The organism is bacterium, from assembly GCA_024742285.1.
Taxonomy (GTDB): domain Bacteria; phylum Myxococcota_A; class UBA9160; order UBA9160; family UBA4427; genus UBA4427.
The window spans coordinates 176,366-193,770 of record JANSYR010000008.1 but is presented as its reverse complement, the minus strand read 5'-3'; the positions used below and the strand labels follow the sequence as shown (position 1 = coordinate 193,770).

Genomic DNA, 17,405 nt, shown 5'->3' with positions numbered 1-17,405 from the left:
TCCTCGCGAGTCGGGCGTCGTGCCCTAGCCGCGCCATGCGTCGTCGGTCCACGCCCAGGTCCCCGGATCGACCGGCGTGATGCCGAGCTCCCGCCGGACGTCGTCGATCGGCAGCTCGAAGAGTCGGTGCCAGTCCTCGATCGGGAGCGGGCGCTTCATCTTCGACGCCATCTCGAGCCCGGCCTGCGTGGCCTCCATGAAGGCCATCGTGCAGTCGGGGTAGTAGAGCGTCGTGCGCATCTTCCACGTGCCCGAGAGGTAGGCGTGGTTGAAGTTGAGGACGCCCGCGAACTCGGGAGAGAAGTAGGCCGAGTTGAGCGTGATGTAGAGGTACATCATGCCGAATTCGCCGGCGGGGTCGGTCCCGAATCCCGTCACGAGGTGCTCGATGTCGTGGACGATCGTGCGCTGCATCGAGTAGAACTGGTAGTCGTTCTCCGGCTCGAGGTCCTTGTAGGAGAGCACCTGGGCGAAGCCGGTCTCGCGGTAGAAGTCCCGGATCAGCGCGCCGAGGGTTCCGTCCGCGAAGCGGTCCGCGGTGTCGAGGTCGAGCAGACAGTGGCGCCGCTCGTCGAGCCGGGCGGCGAAGTCGGGATGATCCGCGCGATCGCGCTGGATCATGCGTTCGATTTCGTCGTCGTCGAGGAGACGGTGGAACTCGTTCATCACCTCCGGGACGAGCTGGAGCACGCCGATGTCGTGGCCGTTGCGACGGAGGCTCTCCTGGCCGAAGAGATCGCGCATGACCGCGCTGTTCAGCCACTTCGAGTTGCTGGAGAGGAGACTGGTCGTGCCGAAGGCGTTCGCCTTCCCCTCCTTGTAGTAGAGGTCCTCGTCGCCCTTGATCTCGAGCTTGGCCATGGTGGGGTTCTCCGCTTCAGGCTTCTTCGCCGTTCTCGAGTCCGAGATACACCGCTGCGTCTCGCCAGTATCCGACGAAGACCGCGTCCGGATCCGCTCGCTCGCCGTCTTCGATCCAGTCGGCGAGATGGACCTGCTGCATCATCACGAGGGTTCGGGCCGCGCGACGAGCGCTCGTCTCGCGGAAGGTCCCGTCCTCGATCCCCCGCTCGACGAGGCGTTCGAGCGCGCCGACGCCTTCGCGAAAGCTGCGGGCATCCGCCTGCGAGCGCGCGCCGACGGCGTCCGGAAGGCCCCACGCGTGGCCTTCGGCGAGGTGGATCCGCAGGTAGCTCGGGTGCGCCATCAGGAAGTCGATCGCCCCGTGAAAGGCCTCGCGCAGCGCCGCTTCCGGAGCGTGTCCGCTGGACTCGGCGTCCGGACCGAACCGCGCCAGCTCGCTCATACGGACGTCGTGAACCGTGCGCGCGATCTCGCTCTTGCCGCCCTTGAAGACCGAGTAGAGGGTGGCGAGGGACAGGCCCGCTTCTGCGGCGATCTCCTCGACCTTCGTCTCGTCGATGCCCCGCGCGGCGAAGCAGTCCTCGGCGGCCTCGCAGATCGCATCGCGGTAGACCGCCTCGCGCGCCTGTCGTGCGCGCGTCTTCGCGTCCGGTGTCTTCGCTCTCGGCATGTCGTCTCCTACTCCGCGGTCGCAGGAATCTCGGGATGCGCGATCGAAGGCATCGCGGGAACCGGAAGCGGCTCGCCCGTTTCGAGGTCGTGGCACGCCAGTCCACGCTCGAGCACGTAGTGGACGCTGTAGGCGAGCAGGCCCGTGCGCTCCTTCGCCGGGAGTCGCGTCATCTCGTAGACGCACTCCGTCAGGTAGTCCATCGGCTCGGTGGGGGAGTCCCCGATGTAGCCGTCGGCGCCCGGCGTGCTGATCGCGGAGCTCGGCGCGACGAGGTTGACGGCGATGTTGTCGCGCTCGAGCTCGGCGGCCATTCCGCGTGTCAGTCGATTGAGGGCGGCCTTCATGGCGCCGTAGATGTGGGATCCGCCGTCCGTCGCGAAGACGTCGAAAGGCTTGAGGGGTCGGAAGGCGGTCGCCGAGCCGACGTTCACGATCCACCCCGCGCCTCGCTCCCGCATGACGGGGATCGCGGCCTGGGCGAGCTTGACCGGAACACGGATATAGTGATCGAATGTGCCCTCGAGGACCTCGTCGGGCATGTCCTCGATCTTCGAGAAGCGGGCGAGACCGGCGTTGTTCACCAGGACGTCGAGGCGACCCGCCTCGTCGACGACGCGCGCGACCAACGAATCGCGCTCTTCGGGATTCGACAGATCCGCGCCGATCGCCGTCGCTTCGCCTCCGCGTGCCCGGATCAGGTCGACCGTCTCTTCGAGGGTGCCTTCGTAGTCGATCGAGCGGTTCAGACTCCGTGCGCTCACGAAGACGTGGGCTCCGGCGGCGGCGAGGCGACGGGCGATGCCGCGTCCGATCCCGCGGCTCGCGCCGGTCACGAGGGCCACGCGTCCATTCAGCTCACCCTGGGCCACGAACTTCCTCCAATCCTGTCTTCCATATTGACGAGTACGATATGTCAGAATTTATATTCTGCTAGTGTGTATTCACAATTTCGCGTGCCCGGTCCGGCCCGTGGATCCGCACCGAGGGGAGGGCGCCGGGATCTGTTCGTCCCAGGGGCTCGCCTCGGGGCGATCGAAAGGAGTCTCGATGCCGATCACCGGCGTCTCGCACCACGGGATCTGCGTGCACGATCTCGAGGCGTCGCTCCATTTCTACTGTGAGGTGCTCGGCTTCGATCGCGTCGCCCACATGACGGGGATCGACGATCCGGAGGTCGGCCGACTCCTCGAGCTCGACGACCTGTCGATGGAGCTCGCCTTCGTCGAGCTCGACGGGTTCCGGGTCGAGCTGATCCACATCCGGAACCCGCCGCCGTCGGGCGGAGGGAAGGGCGCGTTTCATCGCGTCGGGTTCACGCACCTCTCGGTCAGGGTCGCCGACTTCGACGCAGAGCTCGATCGTCTGCGAGCGCTCGGCGTTCCGATGCTCGAGAACACGATCGGGGCCAGCGCCGGCTCGAACGCGCGCTTCGCCTTCGTCCTCGACCCGGACGGGAACCGGGTGGAGCTCTTCGGCGCGATCGACGAGACCGAGCGGAAGCCGTGGGAGCTCGGCTGAGTCGCGGCGCTTTCGACGCTCGGACGCTGCCTGCCTCCCGCGACAGATCGGTCGCCTTCGTCGAAGAGCGCGGCCGGCGTTGAGCGGCCCGTCCGCCGCTTGATAGCATCGGGATTCGAGGAGCCGTTCGGCGGCCCGCTGCCCCGCGAAGGGGCGTCGGCGCCTTCGGCATCACGAGACGGCAGTTCTGGAGGGATCGAGATGATGGAGCGCGGTGGCGCACCGAGCGAACGCAACGCGGATTCGATGCGCGAGAAGTACGGGGAGGAACGAGACAAGCGGCTCGGCGTCGAGCGGCGGTCCGCGCTTCGGGACCTCCGAGGCGACGCCGCCTCGGCGCGCTATCGACGCGACCCCTTCACCCCGTACCAGGATCGCGACGCCGTCTCCGACGAAGTCGAGGTCTTGATCGTGGGCGGCGGATTGGCGGGCGTTCTCGCCGGCGTCGAGCTCCGCAAGCGCGGTGTGCGAAGCATCCGGATCATCGACGAGGCCGGCGGGATCGGCGGGACCTGGTACTGGAACCGCTACCCGGGACTGATGTGCGACATCGAGTCCTACATCTACCTGCCGCTGCTGGAGGACATGGACTACGTCCCGAAGCATCGATATTCGTTCGGCGACGAGATCCGCGGGCATTTCCAGGCGATCGCCGACAAGTACGACCTCGTCGACGACGCGCTCTTCCACACGCGCGTCGAGCGGACCGAATGGGACGAAGAGGCGCGGCGTTGGCGCCTGCACACGGATCACGACGACCAGCTGAGCGCCAGGTACGTGGTCATGGCCGTCGGGATCCTCAACCTGATGAAGGTGCCGGCGATCCCGGGAATGGACTCCTTCGAGGGCACGTCGTTCCATACTGCGCGGTGGGACTACGACTACACCGGGGGCGACCTGCACGGAGGACTCACCGGGCTCGCCGACAAGACCGTCGCGGTCGTCGGAACCGGCGCGAGCGCGGTCCAGTGCGTTCCCCACCTGGCCGACAGCGCGAAGAAGCTCTTCGTCTTCCAGCGGACGCCTTCGGCCATCGGCGTTCGAGACAACCGACCGACCGACGACGCATTCAAGGAGAGTCGTCGGCCGGGGTGGCAGCAGGAACGCATGGAGAACTTCCAGGCGATCCTGCAGGGTATGCCCGTCGACGAGGACCTGGTCGACGACGGCTGGACGCACCACTTCGGGCCGGTTCAGTTCCCGCCGCGGGACCCCGCCTGGACCGACGAAGAGTACGCACAGGCGGCGGAGGCCTTCGACTTCGGGGTCATGGAGGAACACCGGGAGCGGATCGACGAGATCGTCGGCGATCCGGCGAAGGCCGAGATCCTGAAGCCCTACTACCGCTACATCTGCAAGCGCCCGCTCTGGCACGACGAGTACTACCCGGCCTTCAACGCGCCGAACGTGGAGCTCGTCGACTGTCCGGGCGGGATCGAGCGGATCACCGAGTACGCCCTGTGGGCGAACGACGAGGAGTTCGCCGTCGATTGCATCGTCTACGCGACGGGCTTCGAAGGGGAGGTCACGCCTTTCTATCGCCGCGCGGGTCACGTCATCGTCGGCCGGAACGGCGTCGAGATCGCCGACAAGTGGGCCGACGGTCCGAAAAGCCTGTTCGGCATGATGAGTCGGGGCTTCCCCAACATGTTCATCTCGCCCTGTCCCTTCCAACAGGCAGTGGTCACGGCGAACTTCACGCTCGCGACGACCGCGTTCGCGGCGCAGGCGGCCGAGATCGTGGCGTCGATGGAGGAGCGGGATCTCGCCGTCTTCGACGTCAGCGAGGCGGCCGAGGCCGACTGGTGCCAGAAGATCCTCGACACGCGAATCGACGCCAGCGCGATCATGGAGCTCTGCCCGCCCTCGCGAATCAACAACGAAGGCGACCCGGCGGGCGTCCCGCCCCTCGCTTCGAACTACGGCGGCGGGATGGGCGACTACTTCGGCTTCAAGCAGATCCTGGCCGAGTGGAACGCGAAGGGCGATCTCGGGGGACTCGAGCTGGAGAAGTGAGCTCGTCGAGGACAGGCGGCGATCCTGATCGAGGAGCCCCGCGGACGGTCGGGGTCGGACCAGCGCTCGGTCGCGCCCGCCCGCCCGCGATCGCGATCAGCAGCCCGCGCCGCCGCGCTGCGCCGCGTACGCGACTCCGCCGAGATCCACCTTGCCGTCGTTCCGGAGCCAGACCGGATAGCCGCCCTGGTCGCCCGCATCGGTCGTGTACGTGACGATGATCTGCCCGCCGGACTCGATCACGTCCCAGCGACCGGTGATGCGGCTCTGGTTCGCGCCCATCGCTGCACCGCCGGCGTTCCAGCTGCCCTCGCGGTCGAGCTGAAAGCGGCCGTTGCGGCAGAGGCGGAGGGTGGTGAGCGAGCTGTTCGAGCTGATGACCGAACCCGAGTACGCCGTGAGCAGCGCGCCGGAGAGCCCGGCCTTCCATTGGGCGAGGGGGGACTCCGCCAGGACGGGCAGGGGGGCAAGCGTGAGCGCGACGAATGCAGCGAGCGGGACGGCCCTGATCGCGATTCGCTTCTGTCGTGTCATCGATCGATTCCCTTCACTCGGGGCGCGGTGAAGCGGAGGGAACCCTCCTTCCGGCCGCGCTTCTGTGAAGGAGTTCACACAAGCGGCGTATTCTCCGGCCGCGCGAGCGACCCGTCGATCTCCGATACGCTCCCGGCTCGAACTTCGCCTCCGCACGTTTCGTTGTACGGCATTCACGAAGCGCCGGACCAGGCGAGCCGGGGCCTCTCCGCGTCCCGCTAGCGGACGCCCGAGTCGTCGAAGACGAAGCCGCCGCTTCCCATCGTGAGGCGGTGGCGAGCCCCTGCGACGGACGCGTCGCGGGTCTCGTAGCCGGCATCGCCCTCCCACAGGATCACCATGCCGTCGTCCCCCTTGGTCATCTGGGTCACGTAGTGGCGCGGACCGGCGGTGGGGACGAGATTTCCGAGGGCCGTATCGACGGAATCGTGCTGGGCCAGGTAGTGGAGCGTCACGAACGTCGGCGGGACGAGCTGGATCTCGTTGCTTCGGTGTCGCTCGATCGCCTCTGCCGGACGGATCCACTGGCTGTCGGTGATCTCTCCCTGGTCGATCGTGACGTCGTGCTGCCTTGCGCGCGCCGCGAAGAACCACGTGCTGTAGCGGCGGATCTCGACGGGCGGCGGCGTCCAATGGGAGAACCAGACGAGCTCGCGCGCGTCGAGATCGAGGGAGGCTTCCTCGTTGGCTTCGCGCACCGCGGCCGCGCGCGCCCGGTCGTCGTCGGCAGCACCCGGCGCGTCTTCGTCATCGACCCGGCCACCCGGAAAGACCCACATCCCGCCGAACGCGATCTTCGAGTTCTTCTTGAGCATGAGGGTCTCCGGGCCGGCGTCCGTGTCTCTCAATAGGATCACGGTCGCTGCGGGCATGATCACGGTGGCGTCGCCCTTGCCACCCGCGATCCGCTCGTTGAAGTCCTTCACCTCGTCACCCATCGGTCTCTCCTCGTTCGCCCGCAAGGATGCGAGCCGGCAGATCGCGTTCGGCGTCGGAGTGCGAGTCTGCGCGTGAGCAACGCTAGCCCGTCGTCAGCTGCGTTCGCTCTTCTCGCCGTCGCGCAGGGGCGCGGAGACGCACGACGCGCTCCAGCAGCGAGTGCGGGCGGTCGTCGGCGAACGTGAGCTCGCCGAGATCGATCACGCCGTCCGGCGACCCCTCGAGATCCTCCAGGAGGCGAGCGAATACCCCGCCTGACTTCGCCGAGGACGCGAAGCGCGCGTGGATCATCGACCGACCCGATGGGAGTGGTCGTCGTCCGTCGTGCGCGTCAAGATTCCTCGATGGACCCGTCCCTCGAGTCGATCGATCTCGCCGACGTCGAGCTCTTCGCCCACGGCACGCCCCACGACGTCTTCCGACATCTCCGCCGACACCATCCGATCCATTGGAACGAAGAGGCCGACGGCACGGGGTTCTGGGCCCTGACCCGGCACGCGGACGTGCTCGCGGTCAGCAGTGACTCGGAGACCTTCTCCTCCGAACGCCGCGGCATCATGATCTACGACGAGTCGTTCGAGACGAGCGGCCGCGCGCGGACGATGCTCGAGATCGATCCGCCCCGACACACCCGGCTCCGCGCCCTCGTGAGCCGAGGCATGACGCCGAGGCGGGTCCTCGATCTCGAGCCCTTCGCCCGGCGCTGTTTCGCAGGCGTGCTCGACCGCGCGCTCGAGAAGGGGCGTTGCGATTTCGTCGAGGACGTCGCGAGTCAGCTGCCCCTCCGGATCATCACGGAGATGATGGGGGTCCCCGAAGACGATCGGCCGCGGCTGGGAGAGCTCGCCCATCGGATCCAGGGGTTCGACGATCCCGAGCTCGGCGGCGACGACGGCAATCGCGAGAACGTCGAGGCCATCCTCGAGATGGGTTCGTACGCGCTCGAGCTGGGCCGGGCGCGAAGCCGGGAGCCGCGCGACGACGTCGCGACGAAGATCCTCCAGGCGGAGATCGAGGGCTACACGATGGACGCCGACGCCTTCGCGTCCTTCTTCATGCTGTTGATCACGGCCGGGATCGAGACGACCAAGGCAGCGATCTCGGGCGGCATGCTCGCCTTCACGGAGCATCCGGACCAATGGGCGCGCCTCCGCCGCGAGCCGGGCGGGTTGCCAGTCGCCATCGAGGAGGTGATTCGTTGGACCACACCGATCCACCACTTCCGCCGGACGGCGACCAGGGACACCGAGATCGGAGGCCAGGCGATCCGCCAGGAGGATCGCGTCGTCGTCTGGTACTCGTCCGCCAACCGCGACGAGGCCGTCTTCGACGCGCCCGATACCTTCGACATCGCTCGACGGCCGAACGAGCACCTCGCGTTCGGCTTCGGTCGCCACTTCTGCCTGGGCGCGGGACTCGCCCGACTCGAGATGCGCGTGGTCTTCGAGGAGCTGCTCCGCCGAGGCGTGGAGGTGCAGTGCGCCGGCGCGGCGGACTACATGCGCTCGAACTTCACCCACTCGCTGAAGCGCATGCCCGTGGAGCTGCGGATCGACGGTTGATTCGCGACTCGCCCGTGACGAACGGGGCAGGGGGCGGGCGGTGGAGACGGCGAAGATCGGCGAAGCCGTCACGGCAGGGCGTCGCCGTTCCCTTTCGTAGGGGACGTCCCGACGAGCGGCGCCACGCGGACCCGCGTCGCGCCCTCCGCTCGCGTCTCCATGACGGTCAGGTTGTGTTCGGCGGCGCCGAAGGCCGTGTCGAGCTCGACGGCGCGGCGATACATCTCGCGCGCTTCCTCGAAGCGGCCTCGGCGAGTCAGCGCGATCCCCAGGTTGTTCCAGGCGCGCCCGAGCTCGGGCTGGAGCTTCGTGGCGAGCTCGAACCCCCGGATCGCCGCGTCCCACGCCGCCTCATCGGGCTCCTTCGTCTCGAGCATCACGCCCTGTGCCGAGAGGTTGTTGAGGACATGGGCGTAGGCGGTCACGTCGTCGATCACGCGAGCGTTCTCCATGTCGTCCACGCGGCCCGTGAAATCCACGATCATCGAATACGACGCGACCGGAATCACGACCGCCATGTGATCGCTGACGGCCTTCACCGTGGAGAAGGCCTGGGTCTCCGGCTGGCGAGTGCGGATCTCCACGAAATACGTCGGCCATCCGAGCCCGCGCCCGATCCCGACCAGCACCATCGCGAGCGAGACGCAGTTGCCCCTTTTGCGCTCGAGGGTCCGTTCGGCCGTGCCCGTGGCGGCGAAGTCGTAGGCGAGGCCGAGGCCGTCCGGCTCCGGCTCGGAGAGGAAGTCGACGAGGGCTTCGATCTTCGACGGACCGCGGGGAACCCGTCGCAGCCTCCGCCGGCTGCGCTCGATCACGGCCTCGTCGACCGCCCACGGGGCGCTCGCGAGTCGCTCGGGGAGGCCGGGCACACGGCGCTGCACTTCCGTGGCGAACGACTCGGGGGTGTACGCGAGCGTGGGCTCGTCGCGCGGCGCGGTCGCGCAGGCCGAGGCGCCGAGGTGCGCGACCAGGATGAGCGCGGCAGAGACGCGACCCACGTGGAGACAACGCATGCCCCTTGATACCACCGACGAGCCTTTCTTGCCGCCGGATCGCCGGGTGCAGGCGCCGGCCCGATGCGCGAACGTCCGACGCCATGCGAACCCGCGCCCTTCGCCGTGAAGCCCCGCACGCCCTCGTCTTGGCGCTCCTGGTGGGAGTCGCATCGTCGTCCTTCTCGGCAGCGGCCTCGCGCGCGGCGGACGATCCCTTCCGCGGGATCGAGGAGATGATCGTCTTCGGGGAAGGCGGCGGCCAGGCGCTCTCCTACGACGACGTCTCGATCATCGAGTTCGACGCCGAGCACATCGAGGCGATCGGCGCGGCGGACATCGCCGACATCGCCGCGTTCACCCCGAACCTCGAGATCCGCACCCCCTTCGCGGCCTCGTCCCCGACGCTCTTCATCCGCGGCGTCGGCATTCGTGACTTCACGGCGTCCTCTTCCTCGTCGGTCGCCGTCTACATCGACGAGACCTACATGAACTCGCCGACCGGCCAGCTCGCGCAGCTCTTCGACACCGAGAACATCGAGGTGCTCCGCGGGCCGCAGGCGACGCGCTACGGCCGCAACGCGTCCGCCGGCACGGTCCGGATCGTGACGCGGAAGCCGACCGGTACGCCAGGAACCAACGTCTCGCTCACCTACGGCCGCTTCGACCAGATCGACGCCGACGTCGCGGTCGAAAACGTCCTCGTCGAGGATACGCTGTCGATGCGCTCGGCGGCGCAATGGAGCGTGCGCCGCGGCACGACGAAGAACCGCTGCGCCGACGTCGACTACATCCGCCCGCCCTCTCCTCGGGACATCAACGTCGAGACGCCCGAGGGACTGAATAATCGCTTGATCTTCGACGTGAGTCGGGCCTGCTACACGGCTGAGAATACGGCGACGTTCCTGTCGCCCCCGGGCGCCGGCTGGACCCGGAGCCGAGGGGGGAGCGTCAAGGAATGGGTGAACGACGTTCGGAACTGGGGCGCGCGCTCGATCCTCCGGCTCCAGCTGCCCCTCTTCGACATGGACTGGCAGCTGAACCTGCACGGCGGCCAGAATCGCGGCGACGCTCGGCAGTTCCAGCTCGTCGGCGCGGATCAGCGGCTGCTCGATACCGTCCCTCGCCCGGCACCGGACGGCCGCGACATCGACGAGTACTTCGACCCGGACACCCGTGTCTTCGCGCCGGACGGGACCTACCCGCTGGTCGAGGATCCGTACATCGGGAACCCCTTCGAAGGTGACTACGACCGGGTCGAGAAGGAGAAGATCGACCTCTTCGGCAGCAGCCTCGTCGGCTCGGCGACCTTCGGCGCGTACCGCGTCACTTCCGTGACCGGCTACGAATGGAGCAAGCGCGACACCAAGATCAATTTCGATGCGAGCCCCACGCCGGCCCTTCACATCGATCTCGTGAATCGCGCCTACCAGCTCTCCCAGGAGGTTCGGCTCGACTACGACGGGAACGATGGGTATGCGTGGCAAGTCGGAGGCATGTTCCTCTACGACGCGATCGACGCCGAGAACTTCTTCCCGTTCGGCCTGATCGCCGACGCGACCGATCAGGAGTTCACCTTCTTCACGCGGCACACGAGCTTCTGGGGCGACTTCGAGTGGAGCCCTTCGGAGACCTTCTCGCTCGAGACGGGTGCCCGGTTCAACTACGACGAGAAGGAGATGAACCTCGTCCGGCGGATCGTCCGCGTGATTCCGGGGACGGGTGAGATCGTGCCGAAGCGCTTCGACCGGAACAGTCCGCGCGCCGGCGAGCCCATCCCGCCGACGCTCGCGACCTCCGCCGCGACGGCCTTCGGCTGGGCCGGTCGGATCGTCGCGACCTGGCGCCCCACGCCCGGCTTCGACGTGTCGCTCGGGTACACCCGCGGCTGGAAGGGACCCCACATCAACAGCGCCGTCCTGAACCCGGGCCCGGAAGGCGCGGAGCGGGGTGCGCTCTCCGAGCCCGTCGATCCGGAGATCGTCGACTCGATCGAAGCGCGGCTCCGCGCCCGGTTCCTGGGAGATCGCGTCGCCCTCAGCTCGGCGTTCTTCTTCTACGACTATCAGGACCTCCAGGTGATCGCCGTGCGCAACGCGCGCGGCGCCACGCCGGTCCCCGACCTGATCAACGCGAACGACGCGGACGTGCTCGGCTTCGAGATGGAGGCGGACCTTCGTCCGCTCCAGGGCTGGGCGCCCCCGCTGGTCGAGGATCTCTGGATCCGGCTCACGTTCTCCTGGCTGGACGCGCACTACACCGACTTCGTGAACACGCTCTCGGCCCAGAACGTCGGGGACAATCTCGTCGAACGGGTCACGCAGGAAGACTTCACGGGGAACCGCGTGGTGAACTCGCCCGAGTTCGCGTTCGTCGGCTTCGTCGCCTGGCCGCTCTCCACGCGTTGGGGCGAGCTGGTGCCGCGCTTCGACTGGTCGTTCAAGGACTCCGTCTTCTTCAGCGCTGCGAACTCCTACCTGGTCCGACAGGGCAGCGTCTGGCTCATGAACCTCCGGCTCACGTACAGCATGCCGGGCACCGGCGTCGAGGTCGCCGGATGGGTCGAGAACCTGACGGATCAGCGGTACACCGAGGACGTGTTCAACCTGGCCCGGGTGCGGAACGCGATCCTGCACGCGGTGGCCGATCCGCGGACCTACGGCCTGACGCTCACCGCCCGATTCTGATCCGCTCGGCGGCGGTGAGGGCGCGCCGATCGATTCCGCTGACTACCGACGAGGCGCTCCGCCTGGATCCGTTCAGATCGCTGCTCGGCCTGCGGTGATCCCGCCATCGACGAAGAGGTTCTGGCCCGTCACGTAGCGAGCCTCGTCACTACAGAGAAACGAGACGACGTCGGCGATGTCGGCCGGCTCGCCGACGCGTCGGATCGGGATGTTCTTCGCGCGCTCGATTCGTTTCTCGCCGCTGTGGGCGGCCGCGCTTCCTTCGGTGACGACGAGACCGGGACCGACCGCGTTCGCGCGGATCTGGTGCTCGCCCCACTCGATGGCCATCTGTTTGGTCAATGAGATCACCGCCGCCTTGGTGGCCGGGTAGACCCCGGTGCCCGGGGAGTTCGTCCAGGCTGCCGCCGAGGAGACGTTCACGATCGCGCCGCCGCCGGCCGCGATCATCTTCGGCGCGAAAGCGCGGCTGCAGGCCAGCGTGCCGACGACGTTCACGCCGAGCACCGCGTCGAGGTGTTCGGCGGTCGACTCGAGGAGCGAGTCGTAGTGCCAGATCCCGGCGTTGTTCACCAGGATGTCGCAGGATTCGACGCTCGCCGCGAGGGCTTCGACCGAAGCCCAGTCGCTCACGTCGCATTGCCGGGCCTCGCCGCCGACGTCGGCCGCAGTGCGCTCTGCCGTATCGCCGTCGAGATCGACCGCGACGACGTGGTGTCCGTCGCGGGCGAGCCGGCCGGCGATCGCCCGACCGAGCCCGCGCCCGGCGCCCGTGATCACGGCAATGCCCATGGTTGCGTCTCCCTTCGCTCTACGAAGTCTAGTGCAGGCGCCCGGCGCGACCCCGATCGGGACCTCGAGCTTCCGATGTCCGGGCGTCCGCTAGAACCCCCAGTCCACCTCCGCGATCGGGCGATATCCGCACCCACTGCCCGTTCGGATCGACTCCTCGAGGTGCGCGCCGAGCTCTGGCGCCGCCTTCGAGATTCGCCGGATCGAAGCCCGGATCCGATTCGAGACGGCCTTACGGGCGCGCTCGCTCGGACCCGAGGTCCGGCGCGATCGGCCGCCGAGGCCGGTGGCACGTGAGAGCGTCGTTTCCAGGAACTCGAGCTCCTCGCTGCATCGCTCGATCGCGCCGAGATCCGCGCGCGCTTCCGCGTCCTCGCGCTCCCGCTGCAGCACCCGGATCCGATCTACGTATTCCCGCAGCGCTCGCTCGTCGAGCAGGGTGTCTTCACCCGGGCACGAGATCGAAACGTCCTCGGGGCCCGCTTCGCAGTAGAGCTCCATCACGGGAACGTCGGTGTTCGGCTGGGCGAGCAGGTTCGCCAGGTCGTGCAGCCCCTTCGCGTCGCGCAGCCACACGACCTCTTCACCGAACTCGATGCGCCAGACATCTCCTTCGCGCACGAAGCGGCCCCGCGCGCGGGTCGGCGCACGAGCGACAGAACGAAGCTCCTCCTCGAGCGACGACGCGTCCGTGAGCTCACCGATCAGCGCCTTCGCCACGCTGAGCAGCAGGTCACGCGGCAGATCCGCCCCCAGCTGGGCCGCCAGTCCGAGGGACTCGCGCTCCTGCGCGGCCGCCACACCGGAATACGCTCGCGCTTCGCTCTCCTCGCCTCGCGCTCCAGGGCGCGAGGGGAATTCCCAGGGAGCGATCCGCTGCGCGGTCGCGTCATTCGAGGCCGATCCGTACTCCGTTTTCAATGATTCCACCTCCAGAGATGCCCTCGAGCCCCGAAATGATCGCTTCTGCGCGGACGTTCGACTGTGGGCCGCTTCACGGACACGAAGTTCCCGCCGAATCGTCGCGTGAAAAAACACCGATATTCCTCGGCGGCTTCGAGCGGACGACACCGCTAGGAGCGCAATAGCGCCTCTCCATCGAAAGCCGGGACGCGACGGGTCGGGCAGTCGCCCGATCCTGCGCCCCGATCGATGGAGGAATCCCATGAAGCACCAATCGTCCCCGTACGACCGGTCGCGAGGACCGCGACGCCGTCGGGCGAGGAGGGGGCGACTCTGCACCCTGCTCGTCCCGTTCGTGGCGCTCGCGACCACGAACGCGTTGGCCGCTCCCGATCTCCTGATCGCGTCCCCCGACGTCACGATCGATCTGATTCCGGGAGGCGGGACCGATCTCGTCACCGACCAGGACCTCGTGGCCGACAACCTGCTCGGCGTCGTCGTCGAAGAGTCGCTCGGGGGCTTCGTCGCCGGTCGTCAGGAGGTCTCCGTCGTCGGCTATCACGACGAAGGGGGCGGGCGTCGGCTCATCGTCTTCGACGAGCCGATCCAGCTCTTCGGAACCGTGCCCTCGCCCGGCGACGTCGTTCGCTATTCGGGCGGCACCGACTACAGCGTGATCTTCGACGCCTCTGCGGAGGGGATCCCGGCGGGCGTCGAGGTCGACGCGCTGGCCCGAGGGCTCGACGGCGAGCTGGTCCTCTCCTTCACCACCCACGTCGACTTCGGCTCGTTCACCGCGGCGGACGAGGACCTCGTCCGGTTCGACGGCACCGACTTCTCGATGGCCTTCGATGCCTCGAGCTTCGGGATCCCGGCGAGCCTCGACCTCGATGGCGCGAGCTACGACGACGCGACGGGCAACCTGTTCGTTTCGTTCGACTCGGACGGCGACATCGGGGGCGTCCTCTTCTTCAGCGACGAGGACGTGGTCGAGTTCGACCCGTCCACCGGCCTCTGGGTGAGGCCGCTGGGCTTCGACGCCACGGCGGACGGATCGGGCAACGCGGCGAGCTGGCGTGCCGCCGACGTCGAGGCGATCCAGGCTCCGGAGCCCGGCTTCGCGGCGGCGCTCGCGATCGGCGCGCTCGGGCTCGTCCGCGCGACGAGGCGCGTGAAGCGATCGCCGGTTCGGGAGGGCGTCGCGTGAAGCCACATCCCTCCGGTCGGGGTACCCGCTAGGAAAGCACGCCCCGTCCTCGCCCGAGCGAGCGGACCGTCTCGCTCCCCTTCTCAACGCTTCCCTTCAAAGAGGAATACGACCATGAATCGAATTCGAATCCACGACAAGATGATCGGCCTCGGACTGGCCACCGTCGCCAGCTTCCTGACGCTCGCCGGCGGTGCCGGAACGGCTTCGGCCTACGACGGCGTGCTCGAGATCAACGGCTCCTGTGCCCTCAACTCGGGCTGCTTTCCCGGAGACGCGCCCGGCTACCCCGTGACGATCACGTCCAGCGCGGGCAGCCAGAGCTTCCGACTGACGAGCGACCTGATCGTCCCCAACACGAGCACCGACGGCATCGTCGTCGAGATCAACGACGCCTCGGTTGACCTCGGCGGCTTCTCGATCCTCGGCACGACCTGCGTCGGCTCGACGACCGACTGTACGCCCGGAAGCTCGAGCACCGGCGACGGAATCGACGTCGCGGGAATCATCTTCGGGCTCTCGGTGTCCAACGGCCAGATCGCCGGCATGGGACGACACGGGGTGAACGCCGGAACGCAGGCGCGCATCGAGAATCTCACCTCACGTTGGAACGCGAGCTTCGGAATGAGCTCGGGGCCCGGTGCCCTGGTCGCCGATAGTTCGTTCCACCAGAACGGGGGCACGGGCGTCGTGCTGGGCGCGAACTCGGCGGTCCACCGAAGTGTCTCCGTCGGCAACGGCAACGGCGGGCTGTCCGCCACGGCCGGCGCGACGATGCTGGGGAACACGGTCCGCGACAACGCCGGGATCGGGATCAACGTCAGCACCTACTCGACGGTCCAGAACAACACCGTGACCACGTCCGGCGACGGCGGCTCCGGCGACGATGGCATCGACGCCGGGAACGGATCGAACGTCAGTGACAACACGATCCAGGGCAGCTCCGCCAACGGGATCGACTGCGGCAATGCTTGCACGATCGCGCGCAACGCCGTCTACAACAGTCTCGCCGACGGGATCCAGTGCGGCAGCGGCTGCACGATCCACGACAACACGTCCTTCGACAACGGCGACGCGGCCGGGGACGATGGAATCCAGTGTTCGTCGGGCTGCAACGTGATGGGCAACACGCTGCGGCAGAACACGGGCGAGGGCCTGAACCTGAGCTTCGGCACCGGGTACGGCGAGAACGTCATGTCGAGCAACGCCGGTGGCGACGTCTCCGGTGGCACCAATCTCGGCGGCAACCTGTGCAGCGGGGCGATCTGTCCCTAGTCGAGCCGACCGCGAGGAGCGAGCCCCCGTCGCGCGTTGGCGCGGCGGGGGCTTTGCTCTTTCCGGTCCTCTGAGATCTCCTCGGCCCACGCGGAGGCCCCGGGAATCTGAATCGCGGCGAAGGGACGAAGCGCTGGGACCCCAGCGCCTGCGCCGTCCCACACTGCCCTGGACGCCAGAGAGCGATTCGCGGGTCGGGCGGCGGGGAGCAGGCCAAGGACGGTGAGCATGAGCGCGGCGCGCGCTGTGCTGCGGATCGTGCGAGCGATGGGGGGCGTCGGCTGGAGACGAGCGTGGTTGCGTGACATCGACGAGGACTCCGGATCTGCAATCGAGCGGCGTGGGGGGACCGAATACTGGGCAGGAAGCGGATCGCGACCCCGACGGCCCGTGCCGGTCGAGTGCCTTCAGCTCCTTCGCGATCGGGAAAGGGTTCCAAGCATGACGAGGCCGAGCGCCAGACCGATCGCTCCCGTCGGCTCGGGGACGAAGACGTTGTCGAGGTGGGCCTCGTCGATCGTGCCGTTCCCGGTCGTGCCGTTGCCGTAGTCCGCCGCGATCACGAGTCGGGTCGCGTTCACCAGGACCGACTCGAGCTCGGCGGGTGTGGGGACCGGCGCGGTCGGATCGTAGTTCTGGTTCAGATCGGCCTGGATGCGCCAGCCGGCGAGCTCGTGGAGGATGAACTCGTACGAACGCCAGACCCCGTCCGGAAGCGAGAGCTCGTTCAGGAGGACGAGTCCGTTTCCCTCGATCCCGACGCGCACGTCGTACTGGATCGGATAGCTCCCAGGGTCGCTCGTGAACGCGCGCAGATCGAACGCCAGCAGGCCCGGGTAGTCGAGCTCGGTCGCGAACGCTGCGGGCGCCTCGACGTAGGCCCAGCCGCTTCCGATGTCCACCCCCCGGACATAACCCCCCGGTACGCCTCCGGTCTCGACCCAGCTGAGCTCGGTCTCCCCGACCGGATAGGCCTGCCATCCCTCCTGGTCGACGTCGAAGCCGCTCACGACCTGCGCCGACGGGGCCGTGACGAAGCTCAGGAGGAACGCGAGGACGAGGAGAGCGCAGACCGGATGCGGACTCGAAGACGACTTGCGAATCATCGGAACCTCCGAGCATCGAGCGTGACGCCTGGCCTATATCGTGCCCGAGATCTCCCGACCGCGCCGCAGCCGCCCTCGCTTCGGGCGGGAATTGCGCGCGATCTGCCTACCACCGCGCCGCATGGCGCACACCGCGTCTCTGGCCGGCGACGAGCACGCTCGATTCCGGCCGGGCTCGGGGCGGCCCGGAGGACGGAACCGACGCCACTGGGACGCTGGCTCCTACAGCCGCTCGCGGAGTTCCTCGTCGCGATCCGGGCGAGCCTGGCAGTTCAAGCTCGACGATCCGACTTCCCCGGCCGACCACCTGCAACAGCGGCCCCGAGTCCGTGAGTCT

16 protein-coding genes are annotated in these 17,405 nt (G+C 68.0%); 6 read left to right on the top strand and 10 right to left on the bottom strand.

Features of this window, described 5'->3' with window-relative positions; all coding sequences use genetic code 11:
- Positions 1-24 precede the first annotated feature (24 nt).
- Genes NXI30_16115 through NXI30_16105 form a run of 3 tightly spaced genes read right to left on the bottom strand, consistent with a single transcriptional unit; the run spans position 25 to position 2,406 of the window.
- Complete coding sequence (locus tag NXI30_16115; protein MCR9095747.1) at positions 25-861, bottom strand: hypothetical protein; 837 nt, start codon at positions 859-861, stop codon at positions 25-27.
- A gap of 16 nt (positions 862-877) precedes the next feature.
- A complete protein-coding gene (locus NXI30_16110) occupies positions 878-1,534 on the bottom strand; it encodes a TetR/AcrR family transcriptional regulator (GenBank protein ID MCR9095746.1) in 657 nt (218 codons plus the stop codon).
- Between the two features lie 8 nt (positions 1,535-1,542).
- Entirely contained in the window at positions 1,543-2,406 is an 864-nt protein-coding gene (locus NXI30_16105) for an SDR family NAD(P)-dependent oxidoreductase (protein ID MCR9095745.1), read from the bottom strand.
- Between the two features lie 178 nt (positions 2,407-2,584).
- Here NXI30_16105 and NXI30_16100 point away from each other — a divergent pair, with 178 nt between their 5' ends.
- Positions 2,585-3,055 (top strand): VOC family protein, encoded by a 471-nt coding sequence (locus NXI30_16100; protein ID MCR9095744.1) that lies wholly within the window; start codon positions 2,585-2,587, stop codon positions 3,053-3,055.
- 201 nt (positions 3,056-3,256) lie between these two features.
- Positions 3,257-5,071 (top strand): NAD(P)/FAD-dependent oxidoreductase, encoded by a 1,815-nt coding sequence (locus NXI30_16095; protein ID MCR9095743.1) that lies wholly within the window; start codon positions 3,257-3,259, stop codon positions 5,069-5,071.
- A gap of 96 nt (positions 5,072-5,167) precedes the next feature.
- On the opposite strand, the gene NXI30_16090 is transcribed toward NXI30_16095, so the two are convergent.
- The 3 genes from NXI30_16090 to NXI30_16080 all read right to left on the bottom strand — a co-directional run bounded on the left by NXI30_16090 (position 5,168) and on the right by NXI30_16080 (position 6,835).
- Entirely contained in the window at positions 5,168-5,605 is a 438-nt protein-coding gene (locus NXI30_16090) for a hypothetical protein (protein MCR9095742.1), read from the bottom strand.
- 218 nt (positions 5,606-5,823) lie between these two features.
- A complete protein-coding gene (locus NXI30_16085) occupies positions 5,824-6,543 on the bottom strand; it encodes an NUDIX hydrolase (protein MCR9095741.1) in 720 nt (239 codons plus the stop codon).
- An 82-nt stretch (positions 6,544-6,625) separates the two neighbouring features.
- Entirely contained in the window at positions 6,626-6,835 is a 210-nt protein-coding gene (locus tag NXI30_16080) for a hypothetical protein (protein ID MCR9095740.1), read from the bottom strand.
- A gap of 53 nt (positions 6,836-6,888) precedes the next feature.
- Here NXI30_16080 and NXI30_16075 point away from each other — a divergent pair, with 53 nt between their 5' ends.
- Positions 6,889-8,106: a cytochrome P450 gene (locus NXI30_16075; protein ID MCR9095739.1), complete on the top strand. Its 1,218-nt coding sequence runs from the start codon at positions 6,889-6,891 to the stop codon at positions 8,104-8,106.
- 68 nt (positions 8,107-8,174) lie between these two features.
- Here NXI30_16075 and NXI30_16070 read toward each other — a convergent pair whose 3' ends face one another.
- Positions 8,175-9,119 (bottom strand): tetratricopeptide repeat protein, encoded by a 945-nt coding sequence (locus tag NXI30_16070; GenBank protein MCR9095738.1) that lies wholly within the window; start codon positions 9,117-9,119, stop codon positions 8,175-8,177.
- 83 nt (positions 9,120-9,202) lie between these two features.
- Between NXI30_16070 and NXI30_16065 the strand changes: the two genes are divergently transcribed.
- The gene (locus NXI30_16065; protein MCR9095737.1) at positions 9,203-11,785 is read left to right on the top strand and encodes a TonB-dependent receptor; all 2,583 of its coding nucleotides are present in this window, start codon (positions 9,203-9,205) and stop codon (positions 11,783-11,785) included.
- A gap of 72 nt (positions 11,786-11,857) precedes the next feature.
- Here NXI30_16065 and NXI30_16060 read toward each other — a convergent pair whose 3' ends face one another.
- Complete coding sequence (locus tag NXI30_16060) at positions 11,858-12,577, bottom strand: SDR family oxidoreductase (GenBank protein MCR9095736.1); 720 nt, start codon at positions 12,575-12,577, stop codon at positions 11,858-11,860.
- A 90-nt stretch (positions 12,578-12,667) separates the two neighbouring features.
- Positions 12,668-13,378 (bottom strand): hypothetical protein, encoded by a 711-nt coding sequence (locus tag NXI30_16055; GenBank protein ID MCR9095735.1) that lies wholly within the window; start codon positions 13,376-13,378, stop codon positions 12,668-12,670.
- Between the two features lie 457 nt (positions 13,379-13,835).
- Between NXI30_16055 and NXI30_16050 the strand changes: the two genes are divergently transcribed.
- Positions 13,836-14,687, top strand: a complete 852-nt coding sequence (locus tag NXI30_16050) for a hypothetical protein (GenBank protein MCR9095734.1) — start codon at positions 13,836-13,838, stop codon at positions 14,685-14,687.
- Positions 14,688-14,801: 114 nt separating this feature from the next.
- Positions 14,802-15,962 (top strand): right-handed parallel beta-helix repeat-containing protein, encoded by a 1,161-nt coding sequence (locus NXI30_16045; GenBank protein ID MCR9095733.1) that lies wholly within the window; start codon positions 14,802-14,804, stop codon positions 15,960-15,962.
- 407 nt (positions 15,963-16,369) lie between these two features.
- Here NXI30_16045 and NXI30_16040 read toward each other — a convergent pair whose 3' ends face one another.
- Positions 16,370-17,068, bottom strand: a complete 699-nt coding sequence (locus tag NXI30_16040) for a PEP-CTERM sorting domain-containing protein (protein MCR9095732.1) — start codon at positions 17,066-17,068, stop codon at positions 16,370-16,372.
- Positions 17,069-17,405 lie beyond the last annotated feature (337 nt).